Source organism: Streptomyces sp. NPDC043685 (assembly GCF_056436585.1).
The window spans coordinates 190846-213752 of record NZ_JBWKCH010000003.1 but is presented as its reverse complement, the minus strand read 5'-3'; the positions used below and the strand labels follow the sequence as shown (position 1 = coordinate 213752).

Here is a 22907-nt window from a genome sequence, read left to right as displayed (position 1 = left end):
GTCACAGGGCCTCTCCTGTCTCCTCGTCGCCCCGGGCCGACCGCGTGCGCCTGCCTTCGGCGCTCCTCACCGACCGGGTGCGCCTGCGCTCGGCGTCCTCCACCTCCCCGTTGCGCCTGCCTTCGGCGTCCCGCACCGACCCGTCGCGCCTGTCTTCGGCGTCCTCCACCGCCCCCGCGCCCCTCCCCTCGGCGGCATCCCCCACCGACCCCGCGTCCCTGCCGTCACCGTCGGTGTCCCCGAGGCTCCGTCCGAACCGGAGCAGCGCCTGGTACTGCTCGGACAGACCCGAGGGGCCCTCACCCACCGGGTCCTTGAAGTAGAAGCCGAGGGCGTCGAGGGGGCCGGACCGGCCCGTCGCGTGGGCGCGGGCGGTCAGGCGGGCCAGGTCGAGCACCAGGGGTGCCGCGAGCGCCGAGTCGCAGCCCTGCCAGATGGTCTGGAGGATCATGCGGGTGCCGAGGAAGCCGTCGAAGGCGATGTGGTCCCAGGCGGTCTTCCAGTCGCCGAGGGCTGGGACGTCGTCGATGTGCACCTCGCCCTCGGGGACGGTGCCGAGGGTGTCGGCGAGGACGCGTTCCTTGCCGGCGTTCTTGGCCGCGGCGGCGGCCGGGTCGGCGAGAGCGGCGCCGTCTCCGCCGCCGAGCAGGTTCGTGCCGGACCAGGCCCGGACGTTCAGCGCCCGCTGGGCGAACATCGGGCCCAGCACGGCCCGCAGCAGGGTCTGCCCGGTCTTGCCGTCCCGGCCGGCGTGCGGCAGGCCGCTGTGCTCGGCCTCGCGGGCGGCGACGGGGTGGTGCATGCCTTCGGAGGGGGTGAAGTTGACGTAGGGACAGCCCGCGCGCAGGGCGGCCAGGGCGTAGAGGGTGCTGGCCGGGAGCGGCGCGCCGGGGCCTTGGGAGGCGGGTTCGGTCGAGGCGACGTTCACCACCACGGCCCGCTCCAGTGCGTGGCGGCGGACGAAGTCGCGGATGTCGTGGGCGAAGGCCGCGATCAGGTCGGCCTCGCTCCTGGTGTCCCCGGGTGTGGGGCCGCCGGGCCGGATCTCCCGGTCCGCTGCCGCGAGTTCGGCGGTGACGGCGGTGGCGAGGCCGGGGGGAAGGACGCCCCCGGCGGTCAGCGTCTCGGCGCGTTTGGGCAGCGGGCAGTCGAGGGTGTCGTGGCCGCCGAAGACGAGATCGGACAGGGCGGGCAGACCGCTGTCGGTGAACGCCGGGGTCTCGGTCACCATGCCGGTGGGCGGGTGCAGCCCCGCGGCGACGGCAGCGCACCCCGTGACGACGGTGGTGGCGACGGAGCCTCGGGCTCCGATCAGCCACACCCCCACACGCGGTCGGGGAAGGGACGCGGACATGGGCAGCCTCCTGGTCGTGCGCGAACCCGGGGGGAGGGGGGAGACGGCGGGCGGGGGTCCGGCGTCCCCCGCCCGCCGCCGTTCACTGGCCCTGGACGGGCAGTTCCTTGAGCTGGATGTTGCGGAAGGAGACCTGGTCGTCGGCGCCGTGGTTCTGCAGGCCGATGTAGCCGTCGGTCAGGCTCCGCTGGGGGTCCTTGTTGGTGAAGTCGTTGATCTTGACTCCGTTGAGGAACACCTGGAGGCGTTCGCCCTGGACCTTGATCTCGTAGGAGTTCCACTGGCCGGGCGGCCGCAGAACCTGGTCACGGGCCTTGATGTCGGCCGACTTGAAGGAGTAGACGGAGCCCGTGGTGCGGTCGGGCGCGTCCGTGGCGTCGATCTGGATCTCGTAGCCCTTGTTCACCGCGGACCAGGGGTCGTCGGAGGCCGGGAAGCCCACGAAGATTCCGGAGTTGTCGTCGCCCCGCATCTTCCAGTCGAGCTTGAGCGAATACGACTTCAGCTCCTTGGCCTGGTACCAGAGCAGGCCCATGCCGCCCTCGGACTCCATCACGCCGTCCTTGACGACGAACCTGCCGGGTCCGGCCTGCTTCCAGCCGTCCAGCGTCCGGCCGTTGAAGATCTTCCGGTAGTCCTTGCTCGGCTTGCAGTCCGCCTTCACCTGGCCGGTGGCGTACCGCAGGCCGCCGAGCAGGTGGGCGCGGAAGGCCTCGTCGGCGTAGGACTCCTTGGTGTGGCCGCCGCCGGTGTAGAAGGAGCGGCCGCCGCCGTAGCTCTGGCACCAGGCGATCGGGTGGTCGCCCTTCATGGTGCCGCCCTGGTAGGTGGTCTCGTCCAGGGTGGCGAGGACCTTGGCCTGCTCACGGGGGTTGGTGCGGTAGTTGTACCACTCGTCGGTGCGCTCCCAGGTGTCGCCCAGGTGCGCGGTGGACGGGTGGTCGTGGTCCTCGACGCGGACGGTGGCCTTCTGGATGGCCGGGTGCGAGTGGAAGTAGGCGCCGACGAGACCGCCGTAGAACTCCCAGTCGTACTCGGTGTCGGCCGCCGCGTGGATGCCCATGTACCCGCCGCCGCCCGCCACGTAGTCCTCGAACGCCTTCTGCTGCTCGGCGTCGAGCACGTCGCCGGTGGTGGACAGGAAGGCGACCGCGTCGTACTTGGCGAGGTTGGTGGTGGTGAACTGGCGGGCCTCCTCGGTGGCGTCGACCGTGATGCCGGCCGGGCCGCCGAGCTCCTTCAGGGCGGCGATGCCGGCCGGGATGGAGTCGTGCCGGAAGCCTGCGGTCCTGGAGAAGACCAGGACCTTCTTGCCGCCCTTGAACGGTTCCTTGGAGAACTCGAAGTCGTCCACGTCGAACAGCGCGCCCTCGCCGCCTTTGAAGACCAGGTAGATGTCGGTGGTCTTCTTCGGCAGCGACCTCAGCGGCACGTCGACGTTCTGGAAGGTCTCCCAGCCGCCGGTCGGCGGGATGTACGCCGAGCCGTGCAGCGGTCCCTCGGGCGAGCCGGTGCGCAGCTCGACGAAGCCGCCCGAGCCGCCGGAGGAAGCCCGTACGGTCAGCTTCTTCTGCCCGTCGAACCGGTAGGGGGTGAAGGAGATCCAGTCGCCGTCGTTGATGTCGCCGACGGTCTTGCCGCCGTGGGCGCCGGTCTTGTCGATGACGGACACGCCGGACTGGGTGGTGAAGTGCTCGCCCTGGCGGTGCAGCGGCTGCAGGACGGTGCGGGCGGTGCCCGTCAGCTCCTCCTGGCCGTTCGCGCCCCCGTCGGTGTAACTGGCGCCGACGACACCGTAGATGTTGGCGTTGGGGTCGTGGCCGCCGTCACCGGCGGGCGGCTTCAGGGTGCCCTCGCAGCCCATCTCGCTGGTCAGCTCGTGGGCGTGGGAGTCGTGGCCGAGGCTGTAGGTGACCTTGACCTTGGAGCAGTCGACGCTCTCCTCGGGGTCGGTGACCTTCACCTTGAACGGGACGGGCTGTCCGAAGGCGGCCAGGGTGCCGTTGCCCGGGGTCTCGATCGTCACCTTGGGCTCGGTGTTGCCGACCACGATCCGGACGCTGGCGTTGCCGGTGTTGCCCTCGGGGTCCTTGGCCGTGAAGGTGGCGCCGTAGGTGCCGATCTTCTTGTACCGGTGGGTGGGGTTGAGGCCCTCGCCCGTGGTGCCGTCGCCGAAGTCCCAGCTGTAGGTGAGGTTCGGGGAGTCGGCGTCCTTCGCGGAGGCGGTGAACGTGACCTTCAGGCCCGCAGCTCCGGACGTCTTGTCGGCGCTCACCTCGGCGATCGGGGAGAAGCCGTCCTCGGCGTTCTCGACGCGGTACAGCGCGGAGTGCTCGTCGCCCTGGAACCAGGAGACGCCGTAGTCGAGGACGTAGAGCGCGCCGTCGGGGCCGAACTCCATGTCCATGATCTGGGTGCCGGTCCACGGGAAGTCGTTGATCTTCGCGACCGTCCCGTCCTCGGTCTGCTCGATCCGCTTGATCCAGCGGCGGCCGAACTCACCGGCGAAGAAGTCACCGTCGTAGGCCTCGGGGAACTTCACGCCGGAGTTCAGTTCGGGGTCGTAGCGGTAGACCGGGCCGGCCATCGGGGACTCGGAGCCGCTGCCGAACTCGGGCAAGGAGCCGCCGTCGTAGGGGATCCAGGCGGCCTGCGCGGGCGGCAGGTCGACCAGGCCCGTGTTGTGCGGCGAGGTGTTCTTCGGAGCGGCGCAGTCGAACGTCTCGCCGGACTCCTTGGTGGCGAAGTCGTAGTCGACATAGGGGTCGTTGTCGCCGGTACAGAACGGCCAGCCGAAGTTGGCGGGCCTGGTCACCTTGGCGAACTCGACCTGTCCGGCCGGTCCGCGCTTGGGGTCGGCGGCGCCCGCGTCGGGGCCGTAGTCGCCGACGTAGACGATGCCGGTCTTGTCGTCGACGCTCATCCGGAACGGGTTGCGAAAGCCCATCGCGTAGATCTCGGGACGGGTCTTGTCGGTGCCCGGGGCGAAGAGGTTGCCCTCCGGGATCGTGTAGGAGCCGTCCTCGGCGACCTTGATGCGCAGGATCTTGCCGCGCAGGTCGTTGGTGTTGGCCGAGCTGCGGCGGGCGTCGAAGGCCGGGTTGCGGCCCGGCCGGTCGTCGATCGGGGTGTAGCCGTCGGAGGCGAAGGGGTTGGTGTCGTCGCCGGTCGACAGGTACAGGTTGCCGTCCGCGTCGAAGTCGATGTCGCCGCCGACGTGGCAGCAGGTGCCGCGGGAGGCCGCGACGTCCAGCACCTTCTTCTCGCTGGACATGTTCAGCGTGCCGTTGGCGTTCAGGACGAAGCGCGAGAGGCGGTTGACGCCGTCGAACTTCTTGAAGTCGTCGGCGGTCCCGGTCTCGGGGGCGTCGCCCACGGGGGTGTCGAGCGGCGGCGCGTAGTAGAGGTAGATCGCCCGGTTGTTCTTGAAGTCCGGGTCGACGCCGACGCCCTGGAGGCCCTCCTCGTCGTGGTTGTAGACGTCGAGTCGGCCGGCGACCTTGGTGACACCGCCCTGGTCGGTCAGACGCAGTGTGCCGTCGCGCGAGGTGTGCAGGACGCTGCGGTCCGGGAGCACGGCGAGCGACATCGGCTCGCCCATCTCGGGCTCGCCCTTGGCGAGCGGCACCTGCTGGAACTGGCCCTCGGCGGCTGCCGGTTCGTCGTGTCCGGGATGCCCGGGGTGGGCGCCGGCGACGGTGGCGGGGGTACCGACGGCGAGAAGCAGGCCGGTGAACAGGGCGACGGTGGTGCGAAGTCCGCTGCGCCTGGGGGTGCGGGTGCTTCTGGGTCTGGTTCTGTGCACGAAGTCCCTCCGGGAACGGGGTGGGCCGTACGGGGTGGGTGCGTGGACGTGCGGTGCGGGCGCCGGGGTGCGCCGTCACCCCGGAGGTGTGTGTCCTGGACGCATCACGACAGGGTGGTCGCGTCCCGGGGAAAGCCGTGGGTCAGCTGTTGAACGCGGCGTCGAAGGACGCGCTGGGCGGATCGAAGTCGAAGCCCTTGAGCCGGGCCAGCGCCTCGGGGGCTCCTTGCAGCCGGTCCATGCCGGCGTCCTCCCACTCGACCGAGATCGGGCCCTGGTAGTCGATGGAGCGCAGCATCCGGAAGACGTCCTCCCAGGGGACGTCTCCGTGCCCGGCGGAGACGAAGTCCCAGCCGCGCCGCGGGTCGCCCCAGGGCAGATGGGAGCCGAGCCGGCCGTTGCGCCCGTCCAGGCGCTTGCGGGCCTCCTTGCAGTCGACGTGGTAGATCCGGTCGCGGAAGTCCCAGAGGAAGCCGACCGGGTCGAGGTCCTGCCACACGAAGTGCGACGGGTCGAAGTTCAGGCCGAAGGCGGGGCGCCGGCCGACTGCTTCGAGGGCGCGCTGCGTCGTCCAGTAGTCGTAGGCGATCTCGCTGGGGTGCACCTCGTGCGCGAATCGCACACCCTCGGCGTCGAAGACGTCCAGGATCGGGTTCCAGCGGTCGGCGAAGTCCTGGTAGCCGCGTTCGATCATCGCCTCGGGCGCGGGCGGGAACATGGCGACCAGGTGCCAGATGGCGGAGCCGGTGAAGCCGATGACGGTGTCGACGCCGAAGGCGGCCGCGGCCCGCGCGGTGTCCTTCATGCGCTCGGCGGCCCGCTGCCGGACCCCTTCCGGGTCTCCGTCGCCCCAGATCGCCTCCGGCAGGATCGCCTGGTGACGTTCGTCGATGATGGCGTCGCAGACGGCCTGGCCCGCCAGGTGGTTGGAGATCGCCCAGCACTTCAAGCCGTACTTGTCGAGGAGCTGGTGCCTGGAGTCCACATAGGACGGATCGCTCAGCGCCTTGTCGACTTCGAAGTGGTCCCCCCAGCAGGCGAGTTCGAGGCCGTCGTAGCCGAAGTCACGGGCCAGGCGGCAGACCTCCTCCAGTGGCAGGTCCGCCCACTGGCCGGTGAACAGGGTGAAGGTGCGCGGCATCCTCATGGCCTCCTCAGACCGCGATCGGCGTGTAGACGGAGTTCTTCTCGGCGCTCTCCTCGACCGCCGCGAGCACGCGCTGCACCTGGAGCCCGTCGGCGAAGGACGGTTCGGGGCGGCGGCCCTCGGCGATGGCGTGGACGAGGTCGCGGGCCTGGTGCACGAAGGTGTGCTCGTAGCCGAGGCCGTGCCCCGGCGGCCACCAGGCGTCCAGGTAGGGGTGGTCGGGTTCGGTGACGAGGATCCGCCGGAACCCGGCCTCCGCCCCGGGCTCGGTGGCGTCGTGGAAGGACAGCTCGTTGAGGCGCTCCAGGTCGAAGGCGAGCGAGCCGCGCTCCCCGTTGAGTTCGATGCGCAGGGCGTTCTTGCGGCCGGTGGCGTAGCGGGTGGCCTCGAAGGAGGCGAGCGCGCCGGAGGGGAAGCGGGCCGTGAACAGGGCGGCGTCGTCGACGGTGACCGGGCCCGTGCCCGCGGAGCTGACGGCGGACAGTCCACTGGTCGCGCCGGTGGGCAGGGGCCGTTCCCGCACGAAGGTCTCTGTCAGCGCCGAGACGCCCGCCAGCGGTTCCCCTACCAGGTACTGCGCCAGGTCGACGATGTGCGCGCCCAGGTCGCCGAGCGAGCCCGAGCCGGCCTGTTCCCTGCGCAGCCGCCAGGTCAGCGGGAACGCCGGGTCGACCAGCCAGTCCTGGAGGTACGTCACGCGCACGTGCCGCAGCCTGCCCAGGCGGCCCTCGGCGACCATGCGGCGGGCCTGGGCGGTGGCGGGCACCCGGCGGTAGTTGAAGCCGACCATCGCCAACTGGCCGCGGGCGTGGGCCTGCTCGGCGGCCAGTGCCATCGTGGCGGCTTCCTCCACGCTGTTGGCCAGCGGCTTCTCGCACAGCACGTGCTTGCCCGCGGCCAGGGCGGCGAGCGCGATCTCGGCGTGGCTGTCGCCGGGGGTGCAGATGTCGACGAGGTCGACGTCGTCCCGTTCGACGAGGGCCCGCCAGTCGGTCTCGGTGGACTCCCAGCCGTGCCGGTCGGCCGCCGCCCGGACGGCGGTGGCGTCCCGGCCGCAGATCACCGCCTGCACCGGGTTCAGCGGCAGGTCGAAGACGCGGCCCGCGGTGCGCCAGCCCTGGGAGTGGGCGGCGCCCATGAAGGCGTAGCCCACCATCCCGACGCGCAAGGGCGGCTTGCCTTTCTCGGTCCCTTCCGACGGCTGCTGCGGCTGTCCCATACGGGTGTCCTCCTCGTCCTGGTCGGGATGGCGCACGTGGGGGGTGCGGGGCGGCTCACTTGAAGCCGGTGGACATGTACTGGTCGACGTTGGTCTTGTCGACGACGGCCGAGTAGAGCGTGAGCGACGACGGGATCTCGAACTCGGCGAGGCCGCCGATGCCCTTGCTCTGGCCGAGGGCGCGGGCCAGGTCGATCGCGGAGGCCGCCATGGTCGGCGGGTAGAGCACGGTCGCCTTGAGGACGCCGTCGTCCTGCTTGATGGCCTGGAACGCGGACAGCGCGCCCGCGCCGCCGACCATCAGGAAGTCGTCGCGTCCGGCCTGCTCGATGGCGCGCAGCGCGCCCACGCCCTGGTCGTCGTCGTGGTTCCACAGCGCGTCGAACTTCGACTGCGCCTGGAGCAGCTGGGCCATCTTGGCCTGGCCGGACTCGACGGTGAACTCGGCGGCCTGGCGGGCGACCTTCTTGATGTTGGGATAGTTCTTCAGGGCGTCGTCGAAGCCCTGGGTGCGCTGCTTGGTGAGCTCCAGGTTGTCCAGGCCCGCGAGTTCGATGACGCGGGCGCCGGACTTGCCCTTGAGCTTCTCGCCGATGTAGTGCCCGGCGTTCAGGCCCATGCCGTAGTTGTCGCCGCCGATCCAGCAGCGGTACGCCTGCGGGGTGTTGAAGATGCGGTCGAGGTTGACGACCGGGATGCCGGCGCGCATCGCCTTCAGACCGACCTGGGTGAGGGCCTTGCCGTCGGCGGGGAGCACGACCAGCACGTCGACCTTCTTGTTGATGAGGGTCTCGATCTGGCCGATCTGCTGGGCGGTGTCGTTGGAGCCCTCGGTGATCTCCAGGGTGACGTCGGAGTACTTCTCGGCGCGGCTCTTGGCGTTGTCGTTGATGGCGTTCAGCCAGCCGTGGTCGGCCTGCGGACCGGCGAAGCCGATGGTGACCTGCTTGCCGGGCCTGTCGTCGGCGGCCGGCTGATCGCTGCCGGCCGGCTCGTCCTTCGACTCCGACGGCTCGTTGCTCGTGCACCCCGTGAGGAGGGCACCGGCGGAGACGGCTGCGGCCCCGAAGAGCAGTCCTCTGCGGCTCGTGTTCTCTGGCATGGCGGGGAACCCTTTCCTCAGGTCGTGCTCGCGGTACGGCGCTGGACCAGCACGGCGGCGACGATGATCGCGCCCTTGGCGATCTGCTGGACGTCGCTCTGCAGGTTGTTCAGGGCGAAGATGTTGGTGATCGTGAAGAAGATCAGGACGCCGAGCACGGAGCCGGTGATGGTGCCGCGGCCGCCGGTGAGCAGGGTGCCGCCGATGATCGCGGCGGCGATGGCGTCGAGTTCGTAGAGGTTGCCGTTGGTGTTCTGGCCGGAGCCGGACAGGACGATCAGCAGGAAGGCCGCGATGCCGCAGCACAGCCCGGACAGCAGGTAGAGGTAGAGCCGCTGGCGGCGCACGTCGATGCCGGCGAGCCGGGCCGCCTCCGGGTTGCCGCCGACGGCGACCGTGCGGCGGCCGAAGGTGGTGCGGTTGAGCACCAGCCAGCCGATGACCGTCACGACGGCGAACACCAGGACCAGGGGCGGGACGCCGAGGACGTAGGCGTCGCGCTCCCCCAGGTCCAGGACGGACGGCACGGTGACGATCTGTGTCTTGCCGTCGGTGATCTGCAGGGCGAGTCCGCGGGCGGAGGCCAGCATGGCGAGGGTGGCGATGAACGGCACCATCGAGCCGTAGGCGATGAGCACGCCGTTGACCAGGCCGCAGCCGACTCCGACGACGATCGCCGTGAAGAGGATGCCGGCGAAGCCGTACTCCTGGGTGGCGACGGTGGTCGCCCACACCGAGGCGAGGGCGACGATCGCGCCGACCGACAGGTCGATGCCGCCGGAGATGATGACGAAGGTCATGCCGACGGTGACGACACCGACCACGGAGGCCTGGGTGAGGACCAGTTGCAGGTTGCGGGTGTCGAGGAACTCGTCGGGCTTGGTGATGCCGCCGACGAGGATCAGCGCGGCGAGCACGCCGAGCAGGGAGAGGGTGCGGACGTCGGCGCGGGCCAGCAGGCCGCGCCAGGCCGGGGGCTGGGCCTCGGGCACCTTGGCGGTGCTGTCCCGCGGCGGGGAGACGGGCTGCGTCATGACGCCGGGCTTCCTTCCATGACCAGGTCGAGTACGCGGTGTTCGTCGAGTTCGCGCGCGCGTGCCGTGTGGACGACACGGCCCTCGCGCAGCACCAGGACGCGGTCGGCGAGGCCGAGCACCTCGGGCACCTCGCTGGAGACGAGCAGCACGGCCAAACCCTCGTCGGCCAGCCGGCGGATCACCGCGTAGAGCTCGGCGCGGGCACCGACGTCGACGCCGCGGGTGGGTTCGTCGAGCAGCAGCACCTTGCAGCCGCGCAGCAGCCAACGGGCCAGGACGGCCTTCTGCTGGTTGCCGCCGGACAGGGTGCGCACGGGCACGGACGGGTTGTCCGGCCGCAGCGACAGCTCACGGGTCGCGGCCCGGGCGGCACCCAGTTCGGCGCCCCGGTCGATCCAGCCGCCGCGTGCGAAGCGGGAGATGGAGGACACCGACACGTTGCGGGTGACGGACTCCAGCATCAGCAGGGCCTGCGCCTTGCGTTCCTCGGGGGCGAGCCCGAGTCCGGCCCGTACGGCGGCCCGGACACTGCCCGGCTTCAACACCCGCCCTTCGACCAGCACCTGACCGGCCGTCGGTTTGCGGGCGCCGTAGACGGTCTCCAGGATCTCGGAGCGGCCCGAGCCGACGAGTCCGGCGAGGCCGACGATCTCGCCGGGCCGCACCTCCAGGTCGAACGGCTCGAACTCCCCGTGCCTGGACAGCCCCTGGACCCTCAGCACCGGCTCGCCGGGCGGCGGGGCGGCTGGGCGGCCGGGGAAGACGTACTCGACGTTGCGGCCCGTCATCAGCGCGACGACCTCGCGCGTCGGGGTCGACTTCGCCGGGAGCCCGTTCGCCACGGCCCGGCCGTCCTTCAGGACGGTGACCCGGTCGCCGATGCGGCGGATCTCCTCCAGCCGGTGGGAGATGTAGACGACGGCGACGCCGGCGGCGGTGAGGTCGCCGACGATACGGAAGAGGTTGTCCACCTCGTCCGGGTCGAGCGCGGCGGACGGTTCGTCCATCACGATGAGCCGCACGTCGTGGGAGAGCGCCCGGGCCATGGACACGATCTGCTGCTGTGCCGCCGACAGTTCCCCGACGAGCCGGGCCGGATCGATCTCGGGATGACCGAGTCGCTTGAGGATGACCGCCGTCGACGCCCTCGCGGCCTTGCCGCGGACGACGAAGCCGGCGGCGGTCGGCTCGTGCCCGAGGTGGACGTTCTCGGCGACGGAGAGGTGCTCCACCAGGTCGAGTTCCTGGTAGATGGTGGCAATGCCGAGGCGCATGGCGGCGATCGGCGAGCGGAGCGTGACCTCCTCCCCGCGCCAGCGGAGCCGGCCGGTGTCGGGCTGGTGGGCGCCGGCCAGGACTTTGATGAGGGTCGATTTGCCGGCCCCGTTCTGGCCGAGCAGACAGTGCACCTCGCCGGCCTGGACGTCGAGGTCGACGCCGTCGAGGGCCCGGACTCCGGGGAACGACTTGGTGATGCCGGATATGCTGAGCAGCGGTGGTTCTGGTGCCATGAGGTCCCCTTGGCGGGCGTGCGGGCCGGTTTCAGGGCAGGGCGAAGCAGAGCGCGGTGCTGGTAGGCCGTACTGAACTCAGTGCTCAGGCGGGAGAGAACAGGTGGTCGCTGATGAGCCGGGCCGCGCCGATGACTCCCGCGGTGGGGCCCAACTCGCCCAGGACGATGGGCAGGTTGCGGGTCGCCAGCGGAAGCGACTGGCGGTAGACCTGGGTGCGGATCGCGGCGAGCAAGGTGTGGCCGAGGCCGGTCACCCCGCCGCCGATCACCACGAGCCCCGGGTTGAAAAAGCTGACCAGGCCGGCGATGACCTGGCCGGTGCGGTTGCCGCCCTCGCGGATCAGATCGAGAGCGGTGGCGTCCCCGGCGGAGGCCGCGGCGGCGACGTCGACGGCGGTGAGGCCGCCGTTCATCTCCAGCCGCGAGGCCAGTTCGGCCGAGCGGCCCTGCTGGGCGGCCTCCAGGGCGTCGCGGGCCAGGGCCGCCCCGCTGAAGTGGGCCTCCAGGCAGCCCCGGTTGCCGCAGGCGCACGGGCGGCCGTCGGGGACGGCCTGGATGTGCCCGATGTCGCCGGCGCTGCCCGTCGTACCGCGGTAGACCTCACCGCCGACGACGATGCCGCAGCCGATGCCGGTGCCGATCTTGACGCAGAGGAAGTCGGCGACGGTACGGGCGACGCCCGCGTGCTGCTCCCCCATCGCCATGAGGTTCACGTCGTTGTCGACCATGACCGGGCAGCCGAGTTCCTGGCTGAGCGCCTCCCGTACGGGGAAGCCGTCCCAGCCGGGCATGATCGGCGGTGCCACCGGGACGCCCTCGGGGAAGCGGACCGGGCCGGGGACGCCGATGCCGGCGCCGTCGAACCCCTCCGCGAGCCCGGAGGCCCTCAGTTTCGCGGCCATGGCGAGGGCCTGCTCGAAGACCGCGACCGGGCCCTCGCGCACGTCCATGGGGTGGTTGAGGTGCCCGAGCGTCTCCAGTTCGGCGTTGGTGACGGCGACGTCGATGGAGGTCGCGCCGATGTCGACGCCGAGGAAGCGCAGGTCGGGGTTGAGCCGGATGTTGTGGGAACGGCGGCCACCGCGCGAGGCGGCGAGTCCGTCGGCCACGATCAGCCCCGTCTCCAGCAGCCGGTCCACCTCCACGGCCAGCTTGGACCGCGAGAGGTCGACCTGGTCGCCGAGCTGTGCCCGGGAGTTGGGGCCGCCGTCACGCAACAGCTTGAGCAGCCGGGCCTGGTGAGCGTTCGCGGGTCGTGCGGTCATACGTCTCACGAGCCCCTCCCCGCCTCGATCGGCCTGTGCGCGCCGGTTTTCCGCCACCTCGGTGGCGTGCTTTCGGAGGGAACGTAGCAGTGGCTGCCGGAGGTGGGAAGAAGTCGCGCAGGAATTGGCCCCGACTTCTTCCACTCACAGGACAAAGCCGGTCGGCCCACGTGATCGGTGACAAGGGCTACCGCTCCAAGGCGATCCGCATGGTCCGACGGCCGGTCCCTAGCCGATCAGGCGCCGGCGCCAGTCCAGGGGGGTGACGGTAATGGCCTGGCCGGGGTCATGGTCCCACTCGGCGTGGAGACCGACTGCCTCGAGCGCCGCCACGACCTCGTGACCAATGGCCGCGGTGGTCTCCGACGAGCCGTCGAAACCGCCGTACAGGAGCGTCAGTCCGTGGCCGGCCGCGGCGGAATCCGTGCACTGGGTGTGGAAGTAGACGAAGCCGCGGGCGTCGGGCCCGCCTTCACCACCGATCTCGGACTGGCCGCAGGTACGGCAACAGGTGAAGTTCTCGCGGGCCGTGATACCGGCATCCCGCAGGGCGGTGAACGCGCGGGTCAGCCGCTCGGGGTCCGTCTCGCCCTGCCACGTGGCCTGCTCCGCGACCCGCTCCAGCCACAGCCGGTCGGCCAGCCACTGTGCCTGCTCGCGCGAGACGGGCCGGCGGTCATCGGTGACCAAGTACTCCTCGGCGAGCTCGGCCAGTTCGGCGCGAGAGGCGTAGCCGCCGACCAGCACCTGCCGGACGCGCTTCTCCAACTCCTCGCGCTCGTCTTCGCCGAGGTCGAGCGGCGGCACCTCCCGGGCGGGGCCCATGTCCAGCGACGACCAGGCCAGACCACCGTCCCATCCGGCCTCCTGGCGTGCCCACCCGGTGAGCGCCGCGATCACGACCCCGGGCCCGTCGACCATCGCCTGGAACTGCCGGTCGGCGGCACCGTCGCGGTACTCCAGCGTGTAGTCGCCACCGGTCTCGTGCCACACCTGGGCGAAGACGTCAGGCAGGTCGGGTATCCGCTGGACCACCAGGAACCGGTCACCGTCACCACCGATCCGCCGGACCAGCCCTCCCAGCTCCTCGGCGGATACACGGACGTGCCGCTCCCAGTTCTCCGTCTTCACCACGATCTCGAGCATGCGCAGACTCTGACATGCCCCACTGACCGCGGACCGCCCGGGACCGCGACGCAGCGGCTGCCGCGACGGCTCGATCAGCCCTGGGACCGGGCGGTCTTCAGCCGAGGTGTGACGACAGTCCCTAGGCGCGTGCCCGCGCGTGGTACGACCGGCGCGTGTGCTCCGTGTGGGCGCGCATCAGTTCGGTGGCGCGCTGTTCGTCCCGGTCGGAGACCGCGGCAATGAGTTCGCGGTGCTCGATCCAGGACTGGTGGCCACGGCGGCGGGCCACCGGCGTGTAGTACCAGCGCACCCGCCGGTCGACCTGGGCGGCGAGTTCGGCGAGGACCGCGTTGCCGGCCAGCTCCATGATCTTGGCGTGGAACCGGGCGTTCATCGCGACGGCCCCGTCCACGTCGTCGGCCTCGACGGCGTTCTCGCCCTCCGCGCACAGTGCTTCCAGGGCGGCGATGCCCGCGCTGGTCGCATTGGCCGCCGCGAGCCGGGCCGCCTCGGCCTCCAGGAGCGTACGGACCGTGAGGAGCTGGTCGGCCTCCTCCTCCGTCGGCTCGTGCACGAACGCGCCCTGGGCGGGCCGCAGATCGACCCACCCCTCGGTGTTGAGCCGCTGCAACGCCTCGCGCACCGGCTGCCGGGAGACGCCGAGATGCCCGGCGAGTTCGCTCTCGACGAGATGCTGGCCGGGCTGGAGCGCACGCGTGGTGATGAGTTCGAGCAGTGCCTCGTAGACACGGTCGCGCAGCGGACCCGGGCGTTCCAGCTTGGGTACCGCCCCCTGGGGCAGGCCTGTCGACAGCATCGCGGTCCCCCTCCTCGGCAGGGCCGTGCAGAGCGCGGCGCGAGCCGGTATCGCCGCAGAGTCAGTATTGATTGTCTTTCGTCTACAGTCTACGGCGCACAACAGCCAGGCTTTCGGGGAGTTGACCGCGTCACATCGCGGTGGTGCTCACGGGCAGCGCACGACCTGCCCCGCGTACGAGAGGTTCCCGCCGAAGCCGAACAGCAGCACCGGGTCGTCCGTGGTGAGCGCTCCCCGCTCGACCAGCTTCGAGAAGGCCAGCGGGATGCTCGCGGCCGAGGTGTTGCCGGACTCGGTGACATCGCGGGCCACGACCGCGTTGACGGCGCCGATCTTCGCCGCGAGGGGTTCGATGATGCGCAGGTTCGCCTGGTGCAGCACGACCCCGGCGAGGTCGGCCGGCTCCAGCCCGGCCCGCCGGCAGGCGCGGCGCGCGATGGGCGGGAGCTGCGTGGTGGCCCAGCGGTAGACGCTCTGCCCCTCCTGGGCGAAGCGCGGCGGGGTGCCCTCGATGCGGACCGCGTTGCCCATCTCGGGCACCGAGCCCCACAGCACCGGCCCGATCGCCGGCTCGCCCGCGGCCTCCACCACCGCGGCCCCGGCCCCGTCCCCGACGAGCACGCAGGTGGTGCGGTCGCTCCAGTCGGTCACCTCGGACATCTTGTCGGCCCCGATGACCAGCACCCGGCTCGCGCCGCCCGCGCGAACGGCGTGGTCGGCGGTGGCCAGGGCGTGGGTGAAGCCGGCGCACACGACGTTGAGGTCCATGGTGGCGGCCTGCGGGATGCCCAGGCGGGCCGCGACCCTGGCCGCCATGTTGGGCGAGCGGTCGACGGCCGTGGAGGTGGCGACCAGCACCAGGTCGATGTCCGCCGGGGTCAGTCCGGCGGCGGCGAGCGCCTTGGCCGCGGCGTGGGCGGCCAGCTCGTCGACCGGCTCGTCGGGTCCGGCGATGTGACGCGTGCGGATGCCCACCCGGCTCCTGATCCACTCGTCACTGGTGTCCACCAGGCCCGCCAGGTCCTCGTTGGTGAGCACCTGGGCAGGCTGGTAGTGGCCGACGGCGGCGATGCGCGAGCCGTTCATTGGGTGGGTCCCCCTCGTTGCCTTGGGTAGCGGATCCACCAGTCTGATCAGTGACTCACGGGTACGAGGACAGCCAAGGTGACAGGAAACCGGCGCCGGGGTTGTCAGCTTCGGTCAGGAGCCTGGACGCCCGGACTCCTGACGAACGCCCGCCCGGCGCGGTGCCGCCTATCCGGTGAACAACTGCGTCGCCTTGCGGACGAGCTCGTACAGCCCGTAGGCGAGCGGTCCGCCCACCCACACCCAGGCGAGGGTGATCAGCCACCGCCGGTCCGGGCTAGGCGGACTCTGACTGCTGGCGCCGGACATGGGCGGCCTCCTCCGGGGCGGGGACGTGGTGGCGGGGGTCGACGGGCCGGACCAGTTCGTTGGCGACGAGGCCGACGACGAGCAGCCCGATCATGATGACGAAGGACAGCCCGTACAGGGACGCGCCGCGCCGGCCCGCCTCCTCCTGCCGGTCGGCGATCCAGTTGACGATCAGCGGGCCGAGCACCCCGGCCGTGGACCAGGCGGTGAGCAGCCGTCCGTGGATGGCACCGACCTGGTAGGTGCCGAAGAGGTCCTTCAGATAGGCGGGGAGCGTGGCGAAACCGCCGCCGTAGAAGGAGAGGATGACCAGGGCGCACAGGATGAACAGCGGTTTGGAGGAGTCGCCGAACAGGGCGATGAGGGCGTACATCAGGGCGCCGACGCCCAGGTACAGGCGGTAGATGTTCTTGCGGCCGATGAGGTCGGACGTCGACGACCAGCCGATGCGGCCCGCCATGTTCGCCGCCGACAGCAGCGCGACGAATCCGGCGGCGGCCGTCACCGACACCGGTGTGGAGGTGTCCGCGAAGAAGTCCGTGATCATCGGCGCGGCCTTCTCCAGGATGCCGATGCCGGCGGTGACGTTCATGCAGAGCACGAGCCACAGGAGCCAGAACTGCGGCGTGCGGATGGCCCGGTTCGCGGAGACCTGCGGGCCGGCGAGGACACTCGGCCCGCTCGCCACGGGCTTCTCGTGGCGAGGCACCCGGACCAGCAGCACGCCCAGCAGCATGAACACGGCGTACGACAGCCCGTGCACGAGGAAGGCGAGCGCGATGCCGGAGCTGTCGCCGCCGAACGACTCCAGCATCTGGGCCGACCACGGGGAGGCGATGAGCGCGCCGCCGCCGAAGCCCATGATGGCGATGCCGGTGGCCATGCCCGGCCGGTCGGGGAACCACTTGATGAGCGTGGAGACGGGCGAGATGTAGCCGATGCCGAGGCCGATGCCGCCGACGAAGCCGTAGCCGAGGACGATCAGCCAGTACTGCTCCAGGGACGCGCCCAGCGCGGAGAGCAGGAAGCCGGAGGAGAAGCAGAGCAGCGCGACGGTCATCGCCCAGCGCGGGCCGTTGCGCTCCACGAGCGTGCCGCCGAACGCGGCGGACAGGCCCAGCATGACGATGCCCAGCTGGAAGGGCAGGGCGCTCTGGGTGCCGCTGAGGCCGAGCGCGGACTCGAGGGGTGGTTTGAACACGCTCCAGGCGTAGGCCTGGCCGATGGAGAGGTGTACGGAGAGAGCGGCGGGCGGAACGAGCCAGCGGCTCCAGCCCGGGGGCGCGACTGGGGGACTCATGAACCCCGGACGGTAGGGATCCGCACGGGAGTTGGAAAGACGCGGCGTCGACCGTATGCGGTGAACGGTATCCGGCATGCGCCGAACGGTCGGCGCGCAGACCCTTGCCGCCCCAACCTCCATACTGTAGACAATATTTCGTCGACACAAGCCGTCCACGCGTCCCGCGCCACCCACGGGCGGTGGGCGGCAGCTACCTCCGCGGTATCCCTCAAACCGAACGGAGTGTTCCCGTGAAAGTCGCAGTTCTCGGCGCCGGTGCCATCGGCGCCTACGTCGGCGCCGCGCTCCACCGCGCGGGCGCCGAGGTGCATCTCATCGCCCGTGGACCGCATCTGGCGGCCATGAGGCAGCACGGAGTCCGGGTGCGCAGCCCACGCGGTGACTACACCGCGCACCCCCACGCCACCGACGACCCGGCCGAAGTGGGCCCGGTCGACCATGTCTTCCTGGGTCTGAAAGCGAACGCGTACGCGGCGTGCGGGCCGCTGATCGCACCTTTGCTGCACGAGACGACCTCGGTCGTCGCCGCCCAGAACGGCATCCCCTGGTGGTACTTCCACCGGCACGGCGGCCCGTACGACGGTCATCGTGTCGAGAGTGTCGACCCGGGCGGCGCGGTCAGTGCGGTGCTCGCGCCCGAACGGGCCGTCGGATGCGTGGTCTACGCGGCGACCGAGCTCGAAGGCCCGGGAATCGTACGGCACTTGGAAGGCACGCGGTTCTCCATCGGGGAGCCCGACCGTAGTCGCTCCGCGCGCTGCCTCGCCTTCAGCGAGGCCATGCAGGCGGGCGGTCTGAAGTGCCCGGTCGAACCGGACCTGCGCAGCGACATCTGGGTCAAGCTGCTCGGCAACATCTCCTTCAACCCGATCAGCGCGCTGGCCCGCGCGACCATGCGGCAGATGTGCCTGCACGGAGGCACCCGCAGGGTCATCGAGATCATGATGACCGAGACGCTGGCGGTCGCCGAGGCCCTCGGCTGCGAGGTCGGCGTCTCCATCGAGCGCCGGCTCGCCGGTGCCGAGCGGGTCGGCGACCACCGCACCTCCACGCTCCAGGACCTGGAGCGCGGCAAGCCGCTCGAACTCGACGTGCTGCTGGCGGCGGTCGTCGAGCTCGCGGAGATCACCGGCGTGCCGGTGCCCACCCTGCGCACCGTGCACGCCATCTCGGACCTGCTCGCGCTGAGGAGCGCCGCATGAGGAAACGCGACCGGACCCCCAAGACCTACACCCGGCTCACCCACCCGCTCGTGCGGGACTCCCGCGACGAGCCGTTCCGGCAGGCCACCTGGGAGGAGGCCCTGGACCGGGCCGCCGCCGGCCTCGGGCGCCACCGCGACGCCTTCGGCATGTTCAGCTGCGCCCGCGCCACCAACGAGATGAACTACGTGGCGCAGAAGTTCGCCCGGGTCGTCATGGGCACCAACAACGTCGACTCCTGCAACCGCACCTGTCACGCCCCGAGCGTGGCGGGCCTGTCGGCGGCGTTCGGCTCGGGCGGCGGCACGTCGTCGTACGAGGAGATCGAGCACACCGACGTCATCGTGATGTGGGGCTCCAACGCCCGGTTCGCGCACCCGATCTTCTTCCAGCACGTGCTGAAGGGGATCAGGAACGGCGCCCGGATGTACGCGGTCGATCCGCGCCGGACGTCGACCGCCGAGTGGGCGGAGAGCTGGATGGGGCTCAACGTCGGCACGGACATCCCGATGGCGCACGCGATCGGCCGCGAGATCATCCACGCGGGGCTCGCGAACGAGGCGTTCATCGCGCGGGCGACCACCGGCTTCGAGGAGTACAAGGCCCTGGTCGAGCCGTGGACGCTGTCGCTCGCCGAGAAGGTGACGGGCGTACCGGCCGCCGCGATCCGCGAGCTGGCGCACGCCTACGCCCGGGCCGAACGGGCCCAGTTGTGCTGGACCCTCGGCATCACCGAGCACCACAACGGCACCGACAACGTCCGCGCGTTGATCAACCTGTCCCTGCTCACCGGGCACGTCGGCCGCTACGGCTCGGGCCTTCAGCCGCTGCGCGGGCAGAACAACGTGCAGGGCGGCGGCGACATGGGCGCGATCCCCAACCGGCTGCCCGGGTTCCAGGACATTCTCGACCCCGACGCCCGGCTCAAGTTCGAGTCGGCCTGGGACACCGTGATCCAGCCGCACTACGGCCTGAACCTCACGGAGATGTTCGAGGCCATGGAGGACGGCACGCTCGAGGCCGTCTACTGCATCGGCGAGAACCCGGCCCAGTCGGAGGCCGACAGCGAGCAGGCCGTACGGCGGCTGAAGGCCCTGGACTTCCTGGTCGTGCAGGACATCTTCCTGACGAAGACGGCCGAGCTCGCGGACGTCGTCCTGCCGGCGACCGCCGGCTGGGCGGAGACCGACGGCACCACCACCAACAGCGAGCGGCGCGTCCAGCGTGTCCGCAAGGCCGTCACCCCGCCCGGCGAGGCCCGCGAGGACATCGACATCATCTGCGACCTCGCGGCCCGCCTCGGCCACGACTGGAAGTACGCCGACGCCGAGAGCGTGTGGAACGAGCTGCGGTCCGTCTCTCCCGACCACTACGGCATGACGTACGAGCGCCTGGAGGAGCACCAGGGCATCCAGTGGCCCTGCCCGAGCACGGACGGCATCGAACCGACCTATCTGCACGGCCGGTTGTGGGAGGCCGATCCCGCCCGGCGCGGCCCCCTCGCGCCCTTCGGGATCGTGCGGCACGACCCGCCCGTGGACCTCACCGACGAGCGGTACCCGATCCGGCTCACCACCGGCCGGCGCCTCGACTCGTACAACACCGGTGTGCAGAGCGGCGGTTACGCCTCACCGCTCCGGCGCGGCGAGTTCATCGAGCTGAGCCCGGAGGACGCCGAGCGCTACGGGGTCGTGGTCGGCGAGCCCGTCCAGGTGACCTCGCGGCGCGGGTCGGTGACGGCCCCGGTGTGGGTGGACCCCGCGCTGCGGCCCGGGCTCGCCTTCATGACCATGCACTTCCCCGACGAGGTGGACACCAACGCCCTGACGATCGAGGCGAACTGCCCCATCGCGGGGACGGCGGAGTTCAAGGCGTCGGCGATCCGGATCGAGAAGCTGCCCATCGCGACCATCGTGGGGTGAACGTACGTGGACCTGCACTTCGGTGACAGCAAACCGACGGACGAGGAACGGGCGGCCGTCGACGCCCTCCTCGGGCCTCCCGAGTCCTCCTGGGAGGGCGCCGCCCGCGACGAGATGCGAGCCGCCGATCTGAGGTGGGCGCGTGGCGGGCGTGAGGCCCGGGACCGCCGCGAGATGCTGCTGCCGGGGCTGCACGCCGTCAACGACCGGATCGGCTGGATCAGCGAGGGCGCCCTCGACTACCTGTGCCGGCGGCTGACGGTACCGCCGGCGGAGGCCTACGGGGTCGCCACCTTCTACGCCATGTTCTCGGTCAAGCCGCGTCCGGCGACCGTGCTCCACGTGTGCACGGACCTGGCGTGCGCGGCGGCCGGTGCGCCCGAGCTGTGCGCCGGGATCGAGACGCGGCTGGGCCTCGGCAGCGGGGTGAGTGTCGAGCGCAGCCCCTGTCTGGGCCTGTGCGAACGCGCCCCGGCCGCGCTCGCGATCAGGGCCGGGGACCCCGTGCGTACGGCGGTCTCGGCGCCGGCGACCGTCGAGGAGGCCGTGCTCGCCGCGAGCGCGCCCGACTCGGCACCCGAGGAACCGCCCGCCGCGCTGGCGGTGCCCCAGGCCGGGCGGGACGGTCTGATGCTGCTGCACCGCGTGGGCGTGGTCGACCCGTCGTCCCTCGACGACTACCGCGCCCACGGCGGCTACACCGCCCTGCGCCGGGCCTTCGAGCTGGGCCCGGCCGGGGTCATCCGCGAGGTCACCGACTCGGGCCTGGTCGGGCGCGGCGGCGCCGCCTTCCCCACCGGCCGCAAGTGGCAGGCCACGGCGTCCCAGCCGGACCGTCCGCACTACCTCGTCTGCAACGCCGACGAATCGGAGCCGGGCACCTTCAAGGACCGGGTGCTCATGGAGGGCGACCCGTACGCGCTCGTCGAGGCGATGACGATTGCCGGGTACGCGACCGGCGCCCACCAGGGCTACCTGTATCTGCGCGGCGAGTACCCGCGCGCCCTGCGCCTGCTGGAGCACGCCATCACGCAGGCCCGCGCGCGCGGGCTGCTCGGTGACGACGTCCTCGGCCAGGGCTACGCCTTCGACATCGAGATCCGGCGCGGCGCGGGCGCCTACATCTGCGGTGAGGAGACGGCCCTGTTCAACTCCATCGAGGGCTACCGCGGCGAGCCGCGCTCCAAGCCGCCGTTCCCGGTGGAGAAGGGCCTGTTCGGCAAGCCGACGGTCGAGAACAACGTGGAGACGCTGGTCAACGTCCTGTCGATCCTGACGATGGGCGCCCCGGCGTACGCGGCGATCGGCACGGAGCGCTCCACCGGACCGAAGCTGTTCTGCGTGTCCGGGAGCGTGGAGCGGCCCGGTGTCTACGAGGTGCCGTTCGGGGCGACGCTGGGCGAGCTGCTCGCGCTGGCCGGGGTGCGCGAGGGGCTGCGGGCGGTGCTGCTCGGCGGGGCGGCGGGCGGTTTCGTCCGGGCCGACGAGCTGGACGTGCCGCTCACGTTCGAAGGGACGCGGGAGGCGGGCACGACGCTCGGCTCGGGGGTCGTCATGGCCTTCGACGACAGCGTGCCCCTGCCGCGGTTGCTGCTGCGCATCGCGGAGTTCTTCCGGGACGAGTCGTGCGGGCAGTGCGTGCCGTGCCGGGTCGGGACGGTGCGGCAGGAGGAGGCGCTGCACCGGATCGTGGAGCGCACCGGAGCCGACGCCGCCGGGGACATCGCGCTGCTGCGGGAGGTCGGCCGCGCCATGCGGGACGCCTCCATCTGCGGTCTGGGCCAGACCGCGTGGAACGCCGTGGAATCCGCCATCGACCGTCTGGGGGCGTACGAATGACCGTCACACCGCTGGGGATCCCGCGCCGCATGCTGGAGTTCACCCTCGACGGCGAGGAGGCGCGGGTCCCGGAGGGCTCGACGATCCTCGACGCCTGCCGGGCGGCCGGGAAGGACGTCCCGACCCTGTGCGAGGGCGACACGCTGCGGCCGAAGAACGCCTGCCGGGTGTGCGTCGTCGAGGTCGAGGGGGCCCGCACCCTCGTCCCGGCGTGCTCCCGCAAGGCCGAGCCGGGCATGGAGGTGCGCACCGACACCGAGCGCGCCCGGCACAGCCGCAAGGTCGTGCTGGAACTGCTCGCGTCCTCGGTCGACCTGTCGACGACCCCGAAGGTCGCCGGGTGGCTCAAGGAGTACGAGGCGAAGCCGGACCGCTTCGGCCCGGACGCGGCGCGGCTGAACGAGGAGCCGAAGGTCGACAACGACCTGTATGTCCGCGACTACGACAAGTGCATCCTCTGCTACAAGTGCGTCGACGCCTGCGGCGACCAGTGGCAGAACTCGTTCGCGATCTCGGTCGCGGGACGCGGCTTCGGCGCCCGGATCGCGGTGGAGCACGACGCGCCGCTGACCGATTCGGCGTGTGTGTACTGCGGGAACTGCATCGAGGTGTGCCCCACGGGAGCGCTGTCCTTCAAATCCGAGTTCGACATGCGGGCGGCGGGTACCTGGGACGCGTCGCGGCAGACGGAGACGACCACGGTGTGCGCGTACTGCGGAGTGGGCTGCAACCTGACGCTGCACGTACAGGACAATGAGATCGTCAAGGTCACCTCGCCGCACGACAACCCGGTGACCCACGGCAACCTCTGCATCAAGGGCCGCTTCGGCTACCAGCACGTACAGAACCGGGACTGATC

General features: G+C 71.2%; 17 protein-coding genes. 4 read left to right on the top strand and 13 right to left on the bottom strand.

Annotated elements, in window-relative coordinates; translation table 11 throughout:
• Position 1: 1 nt before the first annotated feature.
• From AC0665_RS10185 to AC0665_RS10125, 13 genes are all read right to left on the bottom strand, one after another.
• Positions 2-1354 carry an inositol-3-phosphate synthase gene (locus AC0665_RS10185; protein ID WP_478609322.1) on the bottom strand — a complete coding sequence of 451 codons (1353 nt, stop codon included), beginning with the start codon at positions 1352-1354 and terminating at the stop codon, positions 2-4.
• 82 nt (positions 1355-1436) lie between these two features.
• Entirely contained in the window at positions 1437-5159 is a 3723-nt protein-coding gene (locus AC0665_RS10180; RefSeq protein WP_478704789.1) for a ThuA domain-containing protein, read from the bottom strand.
• A 142-nt stretch (positions 5160-5301) separates the two neighbouring features.
• Positions 5302-6300, bottom strand: coding sequence for a sugar phosphate isomerase/epimerase family protein (locus AC0665_RS10175; RefSeq protein ID WP_478609327.1), 999 nt, complete (start codon positions 6298-6300; stop codon positions 5302-5304).
• Positions 6301-6313: 13 nt separating this feature from the next.
• Positions 6314-7525, bottom strand: coding sequence for a Gfo/Idh/MocA family protein (locus tag AC0665_RS10170; protein WP_478609330.1), 1212 nt, complete (start codon positions 7523-7525; stop codon positions 6314-6316).
• Positions 7526-7580: 55 nt separating this feature from the next.
• Positions 7581-8627, bottom strand: coding sequence for a substrate-binding domain-containing protein (locus AC0665_RS10165; protein WP_478609333.1), 1047 nt, complete (start codon positions 8625-8627; stop codon positions 7581-7583).
• 17 nt (positions 8628-8644) lie between these two features.
• Positions 8645-9661, bottom strand: a complete 1017-nt coding sequence (locus tag AC0665_RS10160; RefSeq protein WP_366054053.1) for an ABC transporter permease — start codon at positions 9659-9661, stop codon at positions 8645-8647.
• Positions 9658-11175, bottom strand: a complete 1518-nt coding sequence (locus AC0665_RS10155; protein WP_478704788.1) for a sugar ABC transporter ATP-binding protein — start codon at positions 11173-11175, stop codon at positions 9658-9660. The genes AC0665_RS10160 and AC0665_RS10155 overlap by 4 nt, the downstream gene beginning before the upstream one ends.
• A gap of 85 nt (positions 11176-11260) precedes the next feature.
• On the bottom strand, positions 11261-12442 hold the full coding sequence (locus AC0665_RS10150) for an ROK family transcriptional regulator (protein WP_468403698.1): 1182 nt from the start codon (positions 12440-12442) through the stop codon (positions 11261-11263).
• Positions 12443-12670: 228 nt separating this feature from the next.
• Complete coding sequence (locus AC0665_RS10145; RefSeq protein ID WP_478609340.1) at positions 12671-13588, bottom strand: DUF6891 domain-containing protein; 918 nt, start codon at positions 13586-13588, stop codon at positions 12671-12673.
• 121 nt (positions 13589-13709) lie between these two features.
• On the bottom strand, positions 13710-14387 hold the full coding sequence (locus AC0665_RS10140) for a GntR family transcriptional regulator (RefSeq protein WP_363116962.1): 678 nt from the start codon (positions 14385-14387) through the stop codon (positions 13710-13712).
• A gap of 147 nt (positions 14388-14534) precedes the next feature.
• Positions 14535-15473: a beta-ketoacyl-ACP synthase III gene (locus AC0665_RS10135; RefSeq protein WP_478704787.1), complete on the bottom strand. Its 939-nt coding sequence runs from the start codon at positions 15471-15473 to the stop codon at positions 14535-14537.
• A 168-nt stretch (positions 15474-15641) separates the two neighbouring features.
• The gene (locus AC0665_RS10130; protein ID WP_478609346.1) at positions 15642-15782 is read right to left on the bottom strand and encodes an MFS transporter small subunit; all 141 of its coding nucleotides are present in this window, start codon (positions 15780-15782) and stop codon (positions 15642-15644) included.
• A complete protein-coding gene (locus AC0665_RS10125; protein WP_478704786.1) occupies positions 15751-17082 on the bottom strand; it encodes an OFA family MFS transporter in 1332 nt (443 codons plus the stop codon). Before AC0665_RS10125 ends, AC0665_RS10130 begins: the two co-directional genes overlap by 32 nt.
• Positions 17083-17315: 233 nt before the next feature.
• Between AC0665_RS10125 and AC0665_RS10120 the strand changes: the two genes are divergently transcribed.
• The 4 genes from AC0665_RS10120 to AC0665_RS10105 are packed head-to-tail and all read left to right on the top strand — an operon-like array spanning position 17316 to position 22905.
• Entirely contained in the window at positions 17316-18287 is a 972-nt protein-coding gene (locus tag AC0665_RS10120; RefSeq protein WP_468632226.1) for a 2-dehydropantoate 2-reductase, read from the top strand.
• Positions 18284-20209 (top strand): molybdopterin oxidoreductase family protein, encoded by a 1926-nt coding sequence (locus AC0665_RS10115; RefSeq protein WP_478704785.1) that lies wholly within the window; start codon positions 18284-18286, stop codon positions 20207-20209. Before AC0665_RS10120 ends, AC0665_RS10115 begins: the two co-directional genes overlap by 4 nt.
• Positions 20210-20215: 6 nt before the next feature.
• Positions 20216-22048, top strand: coding sequence for an NAD(P)H-dependent oxidoreductase subunit E (locus AC0665_RS10110; RefSeq protein WP_478704784.1), 1833 nt, complete (start codon positions 20216-20218; stop codon positions 22046-22048).
• A complete protein-coding gene (locus AC0665_RS10105) occupies positions 22045-22905 on the top strand; it encodes a 2Fe-2S iron-sulfur cluster-binding protein (RefSeq protein WP_468632220.1) in 861 nt (286 codons plus the stop codon). The genes AC0665_RS10110 and AC0665_RS10105 overlap by 4 nt, the downstream gene beginning before the upstream one ends.
• Positions 22906-22907 lie beyond the last annotated feature (2 nt).

What these genes read in the sequence shown, in the direction of transcription:
- AC0665_RS10185 (WP_478609322.1), bottom strand. Translation starts at nt 1,354, where the DNA reads ATGTCCGCGTCCCTTCCCCGACCGCGTGTGGGGGTGTGGCTGATCGGA.
- AC0665_RS10175 (WP_478609327.1), bottom strand. Translation starts at nt 6,300, where the DNA reads ATGCCGCGCACCTTCACCCTGTTCACCGGCCAGTGGGCGGACCTGCCA.
- AC0665_RS10170 (WP_478609330.1), bottom strand. Translation starts at nt 7,525, where the DNA reads ATGGGACAGCCGCAGCAGCCGTCGGAAGGGACCGAGAAAGGCAAGCCG.
- AC0665_RS10165 (WP_478609333.1), bottom strand. Translation starts at nt 8,627, where the DNA reads ATGCCAGAGAACACGAGCCGCAGAGGACTGCTCTTCGGGGCCGCAGCC.
- AC0665_RS10160 (WP_366054053.1), bottom strand. Translation starts at nt 9,661, where the DNA reads ATGACGCAGCCCGTCTCCCCGCCGCGGGACAGCACCGCCAAGGTGCCC.
- AC0665_RS10155 (WP_478704788.1), bottom strand. Translation starts at nt 11,175, where the DNA reads ATGGCACCAGAACCACCGCTGCTCAGCATATCCGGCATCACCAAGTCG.
- AC0665_RS10150 (WP_468403698.1), bottom strand. Translation starts at nt 12,442, where the DNA reads ATGACCGCACGACCCGCGAACGCTCACCAGGCCCGGCTGCTCAAGCTG.
- AC0665_RS10145 (WP_478609340.1), bottom strand. Translation starts at nt 13,588, where the DNA reads ATGCTCGAGATCGTGGTGAAGACGGAGAACTGGGAGCGGCACGTCCGT.
- AC0665_RS10140 (WP_363116962.1), bottom strand. Translation starts at nt 14,387, where the DNA reads ATGCTGTCGACAGGCCTGCCCCAGGGGGCGGTACCCAAGCTGGAACGC.
- AC0665_RS10135 (WP_478704787.1), bottom strand. Translation starts at nt 15,473, where the DNA reads ATGAACGGCTCGCGCATCGCCGCCGTCGGCCACTACCAGCCTGCCCAG.
- AC0665_RS10130 (WP_478609346.1), bottom strand. Translation starts at nt 15,782, where the DNA reads ATGTCCGGCGCCAGCAGTCAGAGTCCGCCTAGCCCGGACCGGCGGTGG.
- AC0665_RS10125 (WP_478704786.1), bottom strand. Translation starts at nt 17,082, where the DNA reads ATGAGTCCCCCAGTCGCGCCCCCGGGCTGGAGCCGCTGGCTCGTTCCG.
- AC0665_RS10115 (WP_478704785.1), top strand. Translation starts at nt 18,284, where the DNA reads ATGAGGAAACGCGACCGGACCCCCAAGACCTACACCCGGCTCACCCAC.
- AC0665_RS10105 (WP_468632220.1), top strand. Translation starts at nt 22,045, where the DNA reads ATGACCGTCACACCGCTGGGGATCCCGCGCCGCATGCTGGAGTTCACC.